Origin of the sequence: Arthrobacter sp. YN (assembly GCF_002224285.1) — a bacterium.
Taxonomy (GTDB): Bacteria; Actinomycetota; Actinomycetes; order Actinomycetales; family Micrococcaceae; genus Arthrobacter.
Genome location: NZ_CP022436.1, coordinates 2,430,114 through 2,446,453 on the forward strand (window position 1 = coordinate 2,430,114; position 16,340 = coordinate 2,446,453).

The 16,340-nt window shown below is 59.7% G+C and carries 10 protein-coding genes; 4 read left to right on the top strand and 6 right to left on the bottom strand.

Annotation, left to right across the window (positions count from 1 at the left end; all coding sequences use genetic code 11):
• Positions 1 to 34: 34 nt before the first annotated feature.
• Positions 35 to 4,330: a DEAD/DEAH box helicase gene (locus CGK93_RS10980; RefSeq protein WP_089594849.1), complete on the top strand. Its 4,296-nt coding sequence runs from the start codon at positions 35 to 37 to the stop codon at positions 4,328 to 4,330.
• A 1,491-nt stretch (positions 4,331 to 5,821) separates the two neighbouring features.
• Here CGK93_RS10980 and CGK93_RS10990 read toward each other — a convergent pair.
• Complete coding sequence (locus CGK93_RS10990) at positions 5,822 to 6,160, bottom strand: carboxymuconolactone decarboxylase family protein (protein WP_089594851.1); 339 nt, start codon at positions 6,158 to 6,160, stop codon at positions 5,822 to 5,824.
• A 132-nt stretch (positions 6,161 to 6,292) separates the two neighbouring features.
• Here CGK93_RS10990 and CGK93_RS10995 point away from each other — a divergent pair, with 132 nt between their 5' ends.
• Genes CGK93_RS10995 through CGK93_RS11005 form a run of 3 tightly spaced genes read left to right on the top strand, consistent with a single transcriptional unit; the run spans position 6,293 to position 8,619 of the window.
• Positions 6,293 to 7,183 (top strand): helix-turn-helix transcriptional regulator, encoded by an 891-nt coding sequence (locus CGK93_RS10995; RefSeq protein WP_089594852.1) that lies wholly within the window; start codon positions 6,293 to 6,295, stop codon positions 7,181 to 7,183.
• A 2-nt stretch (positions 7,184 to 7,185) separates the two neighbouring features.
• Entirely contained in the window at positions 7,186 to 8,172 is a 987-nt protein-coding gene (locus CGK93_RS11000; protein ID WP_089594853.1) for an aldo/keto reductase, read from the top strand.
• A gap of 21 nt (positions 8,173 to 8,193) precedes the next feature.
• Positions 8,194 to 8,619, top strand: coding sequence for a cupin domain-containing protein (locus CGK93_RS11005; RefSeq protein ID WP_089594854.1), 426 nt, complete (start codon positions 8,194 to 8,196; stop codon positions 8,617 to 8,619).
• Between the two features lie 869 nt (positions 8,620 to 9,488).
• Here CGK93_RS11005 and CGK93_RS11010 read toward each other — a convergent pair.
• From CGK93_RS11010 to CGK93_RS11030, 5 genes are all read right to left on the bottom strand, one after another.
• Complete coding sequence (locus tag CGK93_RS11010; RefSeq protein WP_157731756.1) at positions 9,489 to 10,073, bottom strand: TetR/AcrR family transcriptional regulator; 585 nt, start codon at positions 10,071 to 10,073, stop codon at positions 9,489 to 9,491.
• Between the two features lie 148 nt (positions 10,074 to 10,221).
• Positions 10,222 to 11,427 (bottom strand): ABC transporter substrate-binding protein, encoded by a 1,206-nt coding sequence (locus CGK93_RS11015; protein WP_089594856.1) that lies wholly within the window; start codon positions 11,425 to 11,427, stop codon positions 10,222 to 10,224.
• A 55-nt stretch (positions 11,428 to 11,482) separates the two neighbouring features.
• Entirely contained in the window at positions 11,483 to 12,166 is a 684-nt protein-coding gene (locus CGK93_RS11020) for an ABC transporter ATP-binding protein (RefSeq protein WP_089594857.1), read from the bottom strand.
• A complete protein-coding gene (locus CGK93_RS11025; protein WP_089594858.1) occupies positions 12,159 to 14,855 on the bottom strand; it encodes a branched-chain amino acid ABC transporter permease/ATP-binding protein in 2,697 nt (898 codons plus the stop codon). Before CGK93_RS11025 ends, CGK93_RS11020 begins: the two co-directional genes overlap by 8 nt.
• A 14-nt stretch (positions 14,856 to 14,869) precedes the next feature.
• The gene (locus tag CGK93_RS11030) at positions 14,870 to 16,198 is read right to left on the bottom strand and encodes an aminomethyltransferase family protein (protein ID WP_198318425.1); all 1,329 of its coding nucleotides are present in this window, start codon (positions 16,196 to 16,198) and stop codon (positions 14,870 to 14,872) included.
• Between the last annotated feature and the right edge of the window lie 142 nt (positions 16,199 to 16,340).

Sequence of the window (16,340 nt, forward strand, 5' to 3'; positions counted from 1 at the left end):
TCAATCATCTTGAAGAATACAGCCAGGGGGTCCGATGAAGCGCGCCGAGCGTGAACAAATAAGCGTGCTGATCGAACAAGTGCAGGGATGGATTCAGTGGGTCAAAGAAGTCCGGCAGCTTGCTGAACACTTGCCATTTTCCGGGCCGGCCAAATTGGCGGACGAGGACTGGAACTTGTTGACCAGGGTTGAGGAGGCCGCCAAATCTGGCGATCTCGACGAGGCTAGCCGTCTAACACACTCAACCTGGCTCACGAGCGTCAAGAGGGTCCGAAACGCGCAGGATGCCACTGCCCGACTCGGTTACTTCCGGGATTGGTATTGCTCGATCGGCGGCCCGCAACGGCTTGAGCAGCTCCACAAAGAACTGACAGCCCGCAGAGTCGCTGAACGCGTCGATCTCGCCGGAATTCTGAACTCGCTAACGGTAACCGGAAACAAGGCGTCACAGATGCTCAACGACGCGTCTCATCTGCCAATCACTCGAGACGGGGCCCTCGGAGCTGACGAACGTGAGGCTGGGTTGGCTCAAGTCCAGCTTCTTCTCGAGCACCACCAAGAGTCGATGAAACTGCTGGATCCGTCCTGGTGTGCGGCTGGGGCTTGCGGTGAGGCCCACAAGTCCACTGCCATCCTGCTTCAAGCGCAGAATGTAGGGCGCAAGAACGGGACTGAAGAGCGGATCAATGCTGCCGCAGTCCGCGTTTCTGTTCAACTTGCTCGTGAGCGCTCCCGGCTTCCGCAGATCTTTGCAGATTTGGCGGTCTGGCGGGCAGCCGCAAGACAGGCCGAGTTCAGCGCAGAGCACATGACGATCGGTCCTGCGGTGGTGCTGTCGGAGTCCGAATCGCGCACGATGGATGCTCTGATCCAGACTTACGACTCAGATGCTGGGGATTCTGACGTCGTCGCAGCGGAGGAGAGTTGCAGAAGCCATTCGTGCTCGAAGACTCACGAAGCAACAGCCCGACTGGCAACTTTGCACGCCTCACTCACCGCCCAAGAAACGAACCCCATACTCAGTGTGGCCGAACGGGTTCAGACTGCACGATCCGCGGAGCTGAAGCGACTTCGCAGGGTCTTGGATGACTTCGAATCCTGGGACAGGTCGGCCTCAGCCATTATGCGCGGAGCCACGCACCTTCCGGTAACGAAGACATTCGCTCTCACCGAAGGAGAGCGAATGGCGGCGGCAACCATTCGAGAAGTGGTAGCTGAACACGGCCATGAGGTACGTCAGCTCCTTGATCCCTCATGGTGTGAATCTGGGTCCTGTGCTGGCGTTCACGCAGCTGCATCGCTTTTAAATGAGGCATATCTGGACTTGTGCGCTTCGGGCGGTGGGGAAGCAGTTATCGCGGCCGGTGACTGCATACAAGAACAGATAAAGGATGAACGGAGGCAGCTGAGCACGGCATTGGCGGACGTTGAGGAGTGGGGGAGATCAGCGTCAGTTGCGTTGCACGTCGCGGAGCATCTGCCCCTGACACGCACCGGCTGCCTTTCAGAGGTCGAGAGCACTGCTGCGGCGACGGTCCTAAACCTCAAAGAAGAGCATGGTTCGCAGGCTAGGCGCCTCATCGACCCGAACTCATGCGATTCGGACGGCTGCCAAGCGGCCCATGAATCTGCGTCTCTGCTGAGCCAGGCTCACACGAATCTGTTGGCCTCAGATGAGGGGCCCGCGCTCATAGCGGCCCGTGAGCGCGTAGATAATCTTCTGAGGGACGAGCGAGAGAAGGTCGAAGCTCTCTACCAAGATGTCCTAGTCTGGCCGGAACTGGTGCAACAGATTCAGGACACCCGCACGGATGCGTTTGCCAACGCGAAGGCTACAGTCGAGCAACTGATTGAGGACTCGGCCTCCATTAAGTTCAGCCGCGCAGCCATGAGGTTGCTTCCACTGCGAGAGAGCAGTGGCGTCTTGGTTCCCAGCCTCTTAGTCCTTAGGGACTTTGCTCTCACACAAAGGGACGACGAGTTCCTGGCTGAAACCGTCGCATTGGCTAGCCGGGTCGTCGCGGCGGTTGCTGACGGCTTCAACTCCGAATGGGAGTGCGGCGGCGAAGGAAAATGCGAACGCGCACACCAAGTTATTCCGGAGGCGTACGAAGCTGCCAACTTTGTTAGGGCGCAACTTTCCCGACTGAATATCAACCTCGGTGATCTGTCGACTGACCCCAATCAGCTACTCGATACCTCCCTTGGGCTTAAAAGCTACCTACCCGCCCATTACACGATCGTCGAGACGCTCCCTCCTGAATCACTAAAGGACGCTTGGGAGAAGCTCCCGTTCATCATCAACGCTGAGAATGCCACCAAAGAGGCAGCTGCCGCGGCACGCGCAGCGGCAGACAAAGTCCGAGCTCGAGACGTGAGCCATGCGCTGAAGGCGATGGATCTCGATGTTTTACGCAAAGCAGCTCCGGAGCGGTCGCTTCGGACAGCTCCGTTGCAGGACTACGAGCTGAACAATGTTTGGGACGTTTTGCGCTTCCAAGAAAAGTATTCACTGAAGTCTTTGCCCGGCCTTGGTGAAGCTTCCGCGAAGACAATCGCACAGGCATCACTACGTCTTTTCGAAGCTGTGCGAGAGGAGACACCCGTCCGAATCGATGTGAAGCGTAAGGGAAAAGCAACTGCCGCCCTCCTAGAGACGCTCGCACGATGGGACAACGCACGGAAGTTCAGTCCCACCAAGGATGAAGTGGCGCTGGCACGGGGTTTGTCTCGATTCCTCAAGAAAAAGAGTAGCCATGCGCCTGTCGGGGTTCTGGTGATCATAGAAGGGGAGGTTCATCTAGGCACGCTAGCCGCTTCAGATGTGTTAAACGACGCGCTGAATCGTACCCTTCTTCCCTTCGGTATTTCAGGCATTTGGACCGACTTCCTCTCCCGGCCCGCTGATTACTTCGGCATGCTCACTGAACTTGGATTCATGACCGAGGACGAGAAGAGCATGCATGGCGATCTCCCGGAGGAGATCGTTGAAGCAGTGCGCCACAAGGAACTCAAGAGGGACTATCTCACCGCCTCGCTTCGCGCCTATCAAAGCTTCGGTGCGCGGTTCGCGCTCGTACAGGAAAAGGTGGTCATCGGTGACGAGATGGGGCTGGGTAAGACTGTTGAAGCACTTGCTGTTCTCGCCCACCTCCGTGCACGGGGTCAATCGCATTTTCTCGTTGTCTGTCCGGCCGCGGTTGTAAGTAACTGGACACGCGAGACAGCAAGACATACCACGCTGAAGGCCGCACGCCTCCACGGAACACTATGGGAGCGAAACCAGGCGGCTAAGGCGTGGGTTAAGAACGGCGGCGTTGCCGTCACTACATACGATCTGCTGCCGTGGACCAAGGAGTACTTGGGCGCAATCGAGCTGGGGGGCGTCATTGTCGATGAGGCACACTACATCAAGAATCCCAGGGCGAAGCGGTCGCTTGCAGCCGCTGAGATCATCGGTTCCACGAAGTACGCGATCTTGATGACTGGCACGCCGTTGGAAAACAGCGTTGCCGAGTTCCGCAACCTGATCGGCTTTATCCGCCCAGACCTGGCGGAGGAAGCGCCTGAATATCTCGCCACGGCTTTTCGCAAGCATGTCGCCCCTGCCTACCTACGTCGTAACCAGGAGGATGTGCTCACGGAACTTCCCGAAGTAGTCGAGGTAGACGATTGGATGGGGATGACACCCTCCGATGAACGGGCTTACGGCGGGGCAGTAAGGGACGGCCAATTCATGTTAATGCGACGCGCCGCCATGATGTCAGAGCAATCCATGAAGGTAAGCCGACTTCTTGAGATCGCAGAAGAGGCCGAAGCGAATGGACGACGAATTATCGTCTTTTCATACTTCCGAGAAGTCCTGAACCAGGTCGCAGGGCTATTACCAGGTCAGGTGTTCGGCCCTCTCACCGGATCTCTCCCCGCAGCGGAACGCCAAAAGCTCGTTGACCGCTTCTCACAAGCAGGGCACGGTGCCGTCCTGGTTGCGCAGATTACTGCGGGCGGGGTCGGCTTGAATATTCAGTCGGCGTCAGTCGTTGTTATTTGCGAGCCGCAGATCAAACCCACGATGGAATCACAGGCGATCGCGAGAGCTCACCGCATGGGTCAGACCGACACGGTTCAGGTGCATCGCTTGCTTACGGAAGATAGCGTCGACGAGCGCATCCGCGACATCTTGAAGGACAAGAGACAGCTCTTTGACGAGTTCGCTCGGGACAGTTTTATCGCTAAGCAGGCTCCCGACGCGGTAGACGTCTCTGAGGTTGAGATTGCGCGACGTGTTGTGGCAGCGGAACGCGAAAGACTATCTATTGTGGCCGAGTAAGACTTGATGCCCGGTCCGGAGATTCCGAAGCTATTAGTTTCGGAATCGTTCGAGAATGCCGTCGCACTATGGGCTTGGTTTCGCAGTGAGTCGGAGCAGTGTCTTCATCCCAAGAACAACGCAGTCACGTGGGTGCAGATTGTCGAGGACAAGAAGTTGATGATGGGTGGTCTTGCGTCGGGGCTGTCCCGAGGACAATGTGAGGCCCGGTCAACAAACGACTGCTTGCTGAGCAAGGTCCGTTACCGAGGAGCGTCGCGTCGTGCCCAGGCTGCGAGCCCCTTCGCGAGGTTCTGCAATGTCATGTCGCCCGTGGGCCAAATCCGTATTAAGGTGTGAAGGGAGGAAGTCTGATGAAGGCTTCTTACACGATCCCAGTCGGCACTTCCGGTAGCCACGGTGACTTGGCGTCCTCACCGCCGTACGTCGCGTTTTCTGGGCCATGGATGGCGTTCCGGCACCCACCGAGAGGATCAAAAGGAGTGTGGACAATGTCCACACTTTCCGCCCCGGACTTCCCCGTACAGCCGCCGGATTGCCCCGGATTCCGCATGTTTCCGCCACTTCCCAGTGTTACCAGTACCCGGAATCCCGTTCGAGTCCCACCTCGGGCACGGCATACCCCCTCGTCAGAGGGGGTTTTTGCTTTAACGTGTTGACAGCTGTTGACAGGAGCCTCTGATCTGGTGCCGGCTGTTGCCTGGCCGCCGGTTGGCCTGTTCAGATGTGGGGGAGCGGGTTCAGGGCCGTGGCTGGTGGGCCGTCCGCCTGCTTTGTGCTGGGGCTATGCGTTCCTCTCGTGGTTCGTTCGGTAGGTCGTGGTTGGCCTACACCTCTTCATGAATGGGAGGGGTGGGCACGACATGATTTAGCGAAGCTGATTCGGAGTGATCCGGATTGGGCTATTTCGGTTTCACGAATCGGGTCCCCAGCTATTCCGGAGAAGTTACTAGTCATCTTCCGCGATGCTCTTCGTGGTCTTCGATCGGTGAGTGACCCCACGACGGCGCGGAGGGCGGCGGCGACCATGACGACTTCGGCGATGTCGGCTTGGGAAGCTCCGGCGTGGACGGCGCGCTTGGCGTCGTCCTCGATACAGAATGGGCACTGCCTACGACAAACTCCCCCCGGCGGAACGACAAGCGCTCCCCAACGAAGGACACTTGGTTGCGACCCTCGAATGGGCAGAACTTAACGAAGGAGAGCTAAACCCCGACTAGGAGCCACCTGAGAAGAAGCATCTTCGGCACGTGGATGACCAGAATCCCATCGAGCCGGGGGGGGCTGTGCGGGAAGCGGTGTGTGCGCGGATCTTTCATGTCTCTCCTGACAACAATTCTGGGGTGCAGCGGGTACTTCTCCGAGCGAGTCGGAATGGGCATCTGGCGGTTAGATTCAAGCGCGCGTTAGCGCCCCTGCCCCGGAACGGGCAGGGGCGCCCAGATCAGTTTCCGACGGCTTAGTCTGGTCATACCAAGCAGCGGTATTGGCTCAGTTCTCGTCCTCGATGACGTTCTTCAGCACGGTCGTTGCGCCCATACCGTTGGGCCAGCCGGCGTAGAACGCCAAGTGCAGCAGCGCTTCCTTGAGTTCTTCGTCGGTGACACCGTTCTGGCGGGCAAAACCGAGGTGGAACTTCAGCTGGTCCATCTTGCCCATGGCGGTCAGCGCCGCGACTGTGATCAGGCTGCGGTCCCTCTTGGACAGATCATCGCGTTCCCACACTTCATCGAAGAGGACCCGGTCGGTGTAGTGCACCAAGCCCTCGGCGAAGTCGCCGAAGGCGTTCTTCCCGCCGCTCCAACCGGTGCTCTGCTGTTCGTTGCTCATAGTCTTTCTCCTCCGTCCTCATTGTTCGAATGCCTCTATTCCACCGCCACGGCGGCAGCGGAGGGAGTCCCCAGTGAAGGGTGTACCAGTGGGGACTCCCTCTGGGGCCTTGGGCGGAATAGCGTTGTCTGTATGAATACCAGGGACGAAGCACGCCAGTTCCTTATGTCCCGTCGTGCGAATATCAGCCCCGAGCAGGCCGGACTGGCCGTCTCGGGGCACCGTCGCGTGCCTGGCTTGAGGCGGGGCGAGGTCGCCATGCTCGCGGACGTGAGCCCGGAATACTACGCCAAGATAGAGCGAGGCAACCTCGTCGGGGTATCCGACTCCGTGCTGGAAGCGCTCGCCCGAGCCCTGCAGCTCGACGACGCCGAGCGAGAGCACCTTTTTGATCTCGCCCGGGCCGCAAACGGGAGCGCGCAGTCCGTACGGCGGCGCAAGCCGAAGACCTGGGTTGCGAGGGAGAGCCTGACCCGTGCGTTGGACGTGATCGTGAACGGCCCGGCGTTCGTACGCAACGGCCGGATGGACATCTTGGCCACCAACACTTTGGGTCGCGCCTTCTACGACGAGGTCTTCGACGAGCCCGGACAAGGAAACCTCGCCCGATACTGCTTCCTCGACGAACGGGGCAGAACTTTTTACCCTGACTGGGAGGCGGCCGCCGATGTCACCGTGGCGATCCTTCGCACCGAAGCCGGTCACGACCCTCACGACAAACATCTCCACGACCTTGTTGGAGAACTGTCCACCTGCAGCGATGCGTTCCGGACTCGGTGGGGTGCGCACAACGTCCGCCGTCACGGCTCCGGCACGAAGAACTTCCACCACCACGAGGTCGGCGACCTCACCCTCACGTACGAAGGTCTGGAGCTCACCGCCGAACCCGGCCTTTCGTTCCTCATTTACACCGCCGAGCCCGGCTCGGCGAGCGAGCAACGGCTGCAGCTGCTGGCGAGCCTCGCCGCCACAGTAACCGCGACGCAGTCGCGCCCCGTACTCGACACCACTACGAAGGACTGATCATGCACACCAGAACACTCGGCCAGGGCCTGAAGGTCTCCGCACTCGGACTCGGCGCAATGGGCATGTCCCAGAGCTATGGTCCCAACCCGGGCAGCAGGGACGAGATGGTCGCCGTGCTGCGCTCTGCCGTCGACGAAGGGGTCACCTTCTTCGACACCGCAGAGGTCTACGGGCCCTACGTCAACGAGGAACTGGTTGGTGAGGCTCTGGAGCCGATCCGCGACCAGGTCGTCATCGCCACCAAGTTCGGTTGGGACATTCGCGACGGCAAGAGCGTGGGCCTCGACAGCCGGCCAGACCAGATTCGCCGCGTCGCAGAGGAATCGCTAAAGCGGCTGCGTACCGACGTGATCGACCTGTTCTACCAGCACCGGGTTGACCCCGCCGTGCCGATCGAGGACGTCGCCGGCACGATCGGCGAGCTCATAGCCGAGGGCAAGGTCAAGCACTTCGGCCTCTCTGAGGCCTCCGCGGACACCATCCGGCGTGCTCACGCCGTGCACCCAGTCACCGCTGTCCAGAGCGAATATTCGCTTTGGACCCGCGACCCCGAGGCCGAGGTGCTGCCTGTCCTTGCCGAGCTCGGAATCGGATTCGTACCGTTCAGCCCGCTGGGCAAGGGGTTCCTCACCGGCACCGTGGACACATCAACCAGCTTCACCGAGGGGGACATCCGCTCCCGGGTGCCGCGTTTCGAGGCAGGGAATCTCGCGGCAAACCAGGCACTCGTCGACCACGTGAAGACGCTCGCAGCGGCCAAGGGCGCGACGCCCGGGCAGATTGCCCTGGCCTGGCTGCTGATGCAGCAGCCGTGGATCGTACCGATCCCGGGCACCCGCCGGACCGAGCGCATCCAAGAAAACGCGGCCGCCACCCAGATCGCACTCTCCGCGGACGAGCGGGCCGACCTCGACGGACTCGCCCAGCGCGTTGGCGTCCACGGAGACCGCTACAACCCCGAGCACATGACCTTTGTCAACCGCTGATCGCAGCAGAAGGAAAGCACAATGACTGACAATGAATTCGACCAGATTTTCCCGCTCGGAGCCAAGAACGACGCCTACGCGCAGTACTTCATCGGCCAGAGCTACCTGGCCCTGCTCGCTGGCGGGAGCGTGCCGGTCAGCAACGTCTCCTTCGAGCCGGGATGCCGCAACAACTGGCACATCCACCACGGCACAGACGGTGGAGGCGACCAGATCCTGCTGTGCACCGCGGGCAGCGGCTGGTACCAAGCAGAGGGCGGAGACCCCGTCAGCTTGGAGCCGGGTACGGTGATTCATGTCCCGGCCGGCACGAAGCACTGGCATGGGGCGAAGGGAAACTCGTGGTTCTCCCACGTCGCCTTCATCACCCCGGGCGAGAACGTCAGCAACGAATGGCTCGAGCCCGTCACCGACGAGGAGTACGGAAAACTGCAGCTAAGGAAGTGAAGCATGAGCATCCTCAGCGAGAGCGACACTCTGGCCAACGGCGTCGAGATCCCCATGGCTCGGGCTCGGCACCTGGTTCATCGCCGACGACAAAGCAGCCTATGCGGTCCTCTCTACCTTGGACGGCCGCACTTCGCGGGATGCAACACGTCGACTACAACGAGCGCGCCCCTTTTCCTGGACTACAGCGGCAGGGGACGTAGCAGGACGAAGTACCATCACCACTTGGACCCCGCAGCAGCTCGAGAAGATCAGGCTCCGCCGACGACTTCCACGTCTCCCCAAACGGCGATGCCAGCATTATTTCCCGCACACTGACTTAGTCCTGGGTCGTCGTCGACGGGACGTGCACGTTCGCGCGGGCAACGGGCCCGCTTCCCGCTGGCACGGTTCAGCGATGAAGCAGGGGTCGTGCAGATCCGCGCCGGTGGCATAGGCGCTGAAGTCACTTCCACCACGGTCTACGGCGGGATCAGTTACGGCATCGGCCCTTGGTTGCGGCCGGCGGCAGCCTACTTATACGCAGTGGGGGCGGGCAAGGACGGCCGGAGCGGCGTCTCAGTCCGAAGGGGATCTTCGAACACACGAGTGTTTTGTTGAGTAGGTACGAAGAGTACTCGTCATCAGGTCGGGGGAGTACGTCGCACTAGACACGGGCAATGCCCGGGCGGTCGAGTAGCACCAGGCGAACTTTGGCTGTTGGCATAGCCAGTCTCCAACAGCGGGCTACGCTGCAGGTTCTGGGCCACCCCTACTTTGCACGGAACAGCAAAACCGTAGCGGCGCGACTAGAAACATCGTTTAAGGTGGCACCCTCACTGAATTTCGAAGAAATCGATGAGGCACGGGCCTTGCCCGGGAGAGATCCCTTAGGCGACCACCCAATTACGGGCCAGTGCATTGATAAGCGTCTCCCGTGAACACGGGAGATGGTCGTTGGACCAAAAGTAGAGCACGCGTTCGAGTTCGATAATGTTGGTAAGAACGACCGCGCGGGCCAGTTCGTCGTTTTCGAACGTCGACCGATACTTTTCCATATCGTCCACGACGTTCACCATGCCAGCAAGGAAGACCGAGTTCAATTCGGGTTCGAACGCCATAGCCTGCAGTGCTGTGCGCCCTACAGCTCCGTGATGCTCCCAGTATGCGATGAACTTGTCCAACCATTCACACACCGCAGGCTGCGAGAAGTCTCCGGCTTCATCGAAACTTCGGAATAGCTGGCCGACATCAGCCAGGTCAACTTCCTGCCAGGTAGCCAGCAGTGCCTCGGTCTTGTTTTTGAAGTGAATGTAGAACGTGGCTCGGCTCGTGTTGGCTCGGTCGACGATGCGTTCGATAGTCGTTGCGGTGAACCCCAACTCGGTAAACGCGGCGTGGGCTGCCTGAAGCAGCCGGCGGCGTGTGTCGGCCTGTTGTTCCTGGCGAAGAGTGAGCCGGCCATTCGAAGTCATGTCACCAACCCTAACGATTGTCCAGTGAGTAAACAAATACCTAACCATCACACGAATGCGCCCGTGGATAGTTGCGGGAGGCAACATGTGATGACCGGCGACGTGGTCCTGCCAGTGCGGCCGCTGTCAGGACCACGTCACTTAGTGTTTAGAAGCCGAGCTTGCCCGAGATGTCGAAGGGCTCTCCGTCAGGTACGTAGGAACCGTCCTTCGACACATACCGTTGGAACGTGCTGACTGCGGTGCGAGGGCTCAGCGGGAAGTACCCGGCGTCCTTCGTGAAGTCGACGGGCGGGAATAGGCCCGTATCGATGACGGTTCCGGGCGTGTTGAGAAGATCGATAAGGGCCTGGCCCGTGACCTCTCCGCTTACTTTGCCGGCGAGCTGGGCGAAGGCAAGGACTCCGGCATATGAGTTCAGAGCTGTTTCGTCGACCACCACATTCGAATCTTTCTTCTTCATGGCGGCGACCGCGTCAAGAACAGCCTTCTTGCCCGTCGAAGGGAAGTAGAAGTCGGAGTAGGTGTACAGGCCCTGGCCGGCTTTGCCGAGCTGCGCCAGCGTTGGCTCCGGGAGCACGAGGGTGCTTCCCATGACGCTTGTGTACTTCGCGTTACTCTGGCTGAGGGCGGTGAGGATTCCTGCGGCCTGCTGAGAACCGACGCCGTATATTCCGCAATTGCCTGCATCAGTCATCTGTGACGCTACTGACAAGAAGTCGGTCGTGGTGGCGGGGAAGAGTACATTGGTGAGATTGATGCCGATTTTGTCAGCTACGGGCTTGAAGAAGTTGGTGAAGTTACCGTCGGCACTGGCGCTCTCCGGTGAGATCTGGGCGGCCGTAGTGCATAGGTTTCTCTGCTTGAGGTCATAAAGAGCGGCTGCGAATGGGCCACCCGAAGAAAACACCGGGAAGGAGACTTTGCTGGTCGACTCCTGTTGGCTGACTGCGGTGGGGAGCAGATACGGAATTCCGTTCTTTTCCAGCTGAGGCACAATGTTGTCGCCAAACAACGTGAAGGCGCCAACTACGGCCAGCACTCCATCGTCGACTGCTTGCCGACCGCAGTTTGTTGCCCCATTGGGGCTGCCCTGATCGTCGCAGGGGACGATCTCAATTGAGCGTCCGTTGACTCCTCCGTTTGCGTTGATCTCATCGGCGGCGGCCTCCGCGGCCGTCTGGATCTGCTTCAGGGGAAAGGGCGGTTGCGTGAACGATCCGAAGACCATGACTTTTAGTGAGTCTCCGGCCGGTTGTTGGCCTGGTTCGGAGCCGCTTCCGGCGGAACAACCCGCCAGAGAAACGATGGTTGCGACGACTGCGCCGATCGCGAGGGGTGTACGTAGCTTCATCTTTGCTTCCTTGCAGTGATGGTTGGGGTTAGTGGTGCCAGATCTTTGGCCGTTGTTATGCGGCGCTTAGGTACAGATCGGTGATGGCAGCCGGTGTTATTTCGTGTGCTGGTGCCTCAAGCGCGAGCGAACCTTGGGCAAGTACGCAAACCCTGTCGACCTTCGACAGGGCCGCGTTCACGTGCTGCTCGACGAGAAGGACTGCAGCACCGTCATTGGCTGCTTGACGCAGAGCGTTCAGCAACCTCTGGACGATTTTTGGGGCCAGACCCAGTGAGAGTTCATCGGCCAGTATGAGGCGCGGGCGGGAAGCGAGGATGCGCGCCAGGGCGAGCATCTGTTGTTGACCGCCGGAAAGCAAACCCGCTTGAATGTGAAGGTGATCCGCAAGTTCGGGGAAGAAGGTCAGTGCCGCTTCCACGGTTCCTTTGCCCAGCAGGAGGTTTTCCTTGGTGGTTAGTCCTGCGAAAATTGTCTTGTCGTCGGTGAGTACCGCCAATCCTGCGCGAGCTGCTTTGTAGAGGGATCCCGGATGCGGTTCTCCAAAGAGTTTTATTGATCCGGAGATGGGCCGCAGTGCGCCTGCGACGGTGAGCAGTGTGGTGGTCTTCCCGGCTCCGTTGGCCCCAAACAGAGCAACGATTTCGCCGGGGTTGATCGCTAGGTCCACTCCGGAGACGATGGCCCGGTTGTTGTAACCTGCCGCCACACCGTTCAGCTCAAGTAGGTTCTTATCCATTGGTGCTCTCCATCTCGTGCTCTTCTTCGATTCCGCCAAGGTAGGAAGCGATAACGGCAGGGTCGCGGCGGACGTCTGAGGGAGTGCCCGTCGCGATGATGGCACCGAAGTCGAGCGCGACCATGTCGTCGGAGACGCTCATGACCAGGTCGACATCGTGCTCGATGAGCAGGACCGCGACATTCCAGTCGTCGGCGATACGTCGGATCAGTGTGCGTAGCTCTTGCCGTTCCTGCATGCCGAGTCCGGCTGCGGGTTCGTCAAGAAGCAGGACCCGCGGGTTGCCGGCCAAGGCCCGGGCGATGGCGAGGAGTCGTCGTTCGCCGTAGCTAAGGTCTCTGGGCAGATCATTGAGCCTGTCGGTGAGATCAAAAGTGCGGATCGCAGCGGCCGCGGCCGGGCTGAGCTGTGGTTTTCCGGGGAACAATGCTGCCAGGAAGATGCGCCATTTTGGAGGCCGCTCTGCGGCGATAACCAGATTGTCGGCGACGGTGAGGTCTTCGAAAAGTTCGAGAGACTGAAATGATCTGGCGATGCCTCGGCGGGCTCGTGCGGTGATCGAGGCCTTGCTGAGGTCTTCACCGTCGAGTGAAATCGTCCCGCTGCTGGGTGACGCGAACCCTGTGATTGCATCCACGAGCGTAGTCTTTCCGGCTCCGTTCGGGCCGATTACTCCCATGACCCGGCCTGCGGTGAGTCTCAGATCAACGGACTTGACGACGTCAACAGATCCAAACCGGACGGTGAAGCCGCTGACCTCTAAGAACGCCGGCTCTATTGCCGGACGCTTAATACTTTCCGGGGGAACGGCAATTTGCTGCGGCTTGCCCCGAAGTCCCGGGATTTTCCGTAGTACCGGGATAGCGCTGGCTACTGCACCGCTGGGTGAGGCGATCACCGTGACGATGAGGAGGATGCCGCCCACAAGTCCGAAGATTGCTCCGGGTGCCACTTTCAGAAGGAGCAGTCCTACAACTGAACTCGGCTCGGTTATGGTCCCAAGGAGGGCGCCGCTGACATATCCGACACCGCCCACTGTTATCTCGGCGATGGCGTTGAGGGAGAAGAACGGGTCAAAGCGTCCGCCCGGGTTGCCCAAGACGATGAAGAAGTTGGTAAACGCCAGGAGGACACCCCCTGTTCCGGCGATCACGGCCGAAATGAGGAACGCGGTCAGTTTGGTTGAAGCCACGTTGATTCCCAGGGCAGCGGAGGCTCGTTCGTTGGCTCGAACGGCTACCATCCGGCGCCCCCATGTGGATCGCCGTACGTTGAGAACGGCAAGGCCGGTCAGCAGGGCGGCGATCAGGACGATGACAGCGTACCGTCGGGGCTCTTCGATGGCACTGATCGGAATTCCGAAGATTTCCGGGTTGCTGACGTCCAGCCCTGCGACACCGTTTGTTATCAGGCGGTTGTCCAGAACGACTGTTTGGAAGACCACAGCCAGGCCCAGCGTGACGATGGCGAGGTTGATTCCGCGGGTTCTCACCGCTGGTAGGCCAACGATGAGTCCGACGGGGAGTGTCGCGAGGACTCCGACCAGGGCTGCGGGGAGAAAGCTCCATCCGGCGTTGGCGACCAGTTGGCCAGAGACGAGGGCGGCCACCCCTGCCAGTGCATATGAGGCAAGGGACAATTGGCCGGCGTACCCCGTAACCACGACAAGAGACATCAGGATTATCGCGGAGATGAGGCCGGCCGATACCGCGCTGACCCAGCGCTCAGGCAAAATCCACAGCACCAGTGCTCCGGTAATGACCGTCGCAACAAGCAAGGGAAGGCGCGGGACGACTCCAAGGCTAACCGAGGGCAGGCGTTCGGCAAGTTCCCCTCGTGCAGGCAATGATCGTCCGCGGAAAACCAAGATGATGACGATCACGATGAAGGGAATGGCATCTTGGATGCCGGGGACGGTGCTGAAGCGTCCGATGACTCCCTGTGCCATGCCGATGCCGATGGCCCCTACGAAAGCTAGCCACAGTGACGACATCTTTCCCAGGAGAGCCGCCGAAAGCACGGGGACAATGAGTGCTACACACAGTGTTGGGCTGAGGGAACTGATAGGGGCGAGAAGCACTCCGGCCAGGCCTGCGAGCATTCCCGCCAGCGTCCAGTTGATAGCGCTTACCAGTTGCGGTGACCAACGGCCGAGCGCGGCCAGTGATCGGGGATTTTCCGCTAGCGCTGATGTGGCTCTCCCGAATGAGGTGAGGCGGTAGAGGAGATACAGGCCGACTGTCAGAGCGAGGCAAATGAAGAAGACAATGACCCGGTCTGCCCCTATGGTGAAGTCACCTTCGCCGATGGACCCGGATGGAAGCCACGCGGGTACCACTTGTGCGAGGTGGCCGTATCGCAGGTTCAAGATGGACTGAATGATGAGGAGTACGCCAATGGTGGCAATTGCTCGCGTAAGTACGCTCGCGTTGCGAAGTGCCCGCATCGTGATCAGTTCGATGAGCAACCCCACGAGTCCGCCACCGATCACGGCAAGGGGGATCGCGACATACGTCGGAAGGGCTGCTTGCAGTTCGTTGTAGAAGTATGCGGCACAGATCGCGACGGCCGCATGAGCGAAGTTGACGACTCTTGACGCCCGATAGGCGACGTTCACACCGAGAGCCAAGAGACCGTATATGGCGCCCGAGGCGGCACCAAAAATGGCAAATTTCAGGATTTCAGACATTGGAGCCCACCGCTCTAGACGGTTGCAGCAGTATCGAGGCGGCGCTTGTCCTCTTTGTACGGGGCGCCTGCGACGACTGCCCGTATCTCCTTTTGCCGTTCCCCTTGAGCTCCCCAGGTCACAGTCACCTCGGTGCCGGGGTCTGCAAAGTCAGGGTCAACGACAGCAAGAGAAATCATCTGCCGGAAGTGCGGGCTGAAGCAACGGGAAACGGACGCCCCGACAAGTTCGTCACCTGACCGGACAGCATCCACGCGCAAAAGGCCAAGACCACCCCGAGGCAGCTGCATGGGCTCGTAGGGGTTTTCATCGAACAGCGACGAAATCACTTCCGCGCAGTCTTTGGAATCCCAGACAAGCGTGACATGCTTGCGTCCTTCACGGCCGGCTTCGGCCTCCAGTGCTGCCCGTCCGGTGAAGTCGTGGTCGAAAGCAACATTGCGTCCCCACCCGAGTTCATAGGGGGAGTAGTAGAAGTCCGACGGTCCGGCCGTGGGATAGCTGCCGTGCGTCTTGGTCAGGAACGACCAGATAACCGAGTCACTCATCAGATTTCCGAATTCCTCGTTGCCGTGGTCTACCCAGGCCGGGATGAAGTCAACGCCGGGCGTGGGGAACGAGGCCTCGACGTGATTGATCATGCGGGCGCGGGCGCCTTGCCGTTCAAGCCCGAACTTGGCCCCGTGCTGCAGAATGGCGTTCCACACGCCGATTGAATCGTTCATGTCTCCGTGGAGTTCATATCCAAGTTCGCCTGCCATGCCTTGGCGCAGCACGCGTACTTTTGCCCCGGCGATTTGTCGGTCCTCGAACCGCATGAACCGCAGGCCGGCGACGGTTTCGTCCACAATTTCATTGAGCAACGCCAACGAGCTTGGGCCTTGGAGTTGGATAATGAACCGCTGACCAGTCAGGTCAGTAGCGACGGCGTCGTAACTGCCCTTCTGGAATAGGTAGTTGGCCCAGATGACACCAGGCGTGCTCGTGTAGTGGTATTCATTCTCGCCCAGCTTCATCAGGATGCCTTCGCCCATGACCTTGCCCTGCTCGTTACAGAGCACCAGGTGCTTGGCTTGGCCGACGCCGTAGTTCTCGAAGCTGTTCACTGCGATGGAGTTGAAGAAGCGCGTGGCATCCGGGCCTTCAACATGCATGTGCAAAAGGACGGGAGTCCAGTCGCCCACAAAGCATGTGGACTTAGCAGCCCTGGACTCGATTTCCCATCCTCGATACTCGTCGGGCTCAAGTCCCAGACCTTCGATCACATAGCGCGAGACTGTGGGGTCGAACGGAACGCTGGACACGTGAGCGAGGGTATGGACTGGTCCTTTTTCGTCAACCATGGCGGGGATTCTCCTTTGAATTTCCATCTGCCTGGCTACCGTCTGTGGTGACCAAGCTCATAATGAACTATAGTTGATTCATTAGATGCGCGTCTACTCACAATATTTAGACGCCGAACTGATGAGTCAATCATCAAAGGAG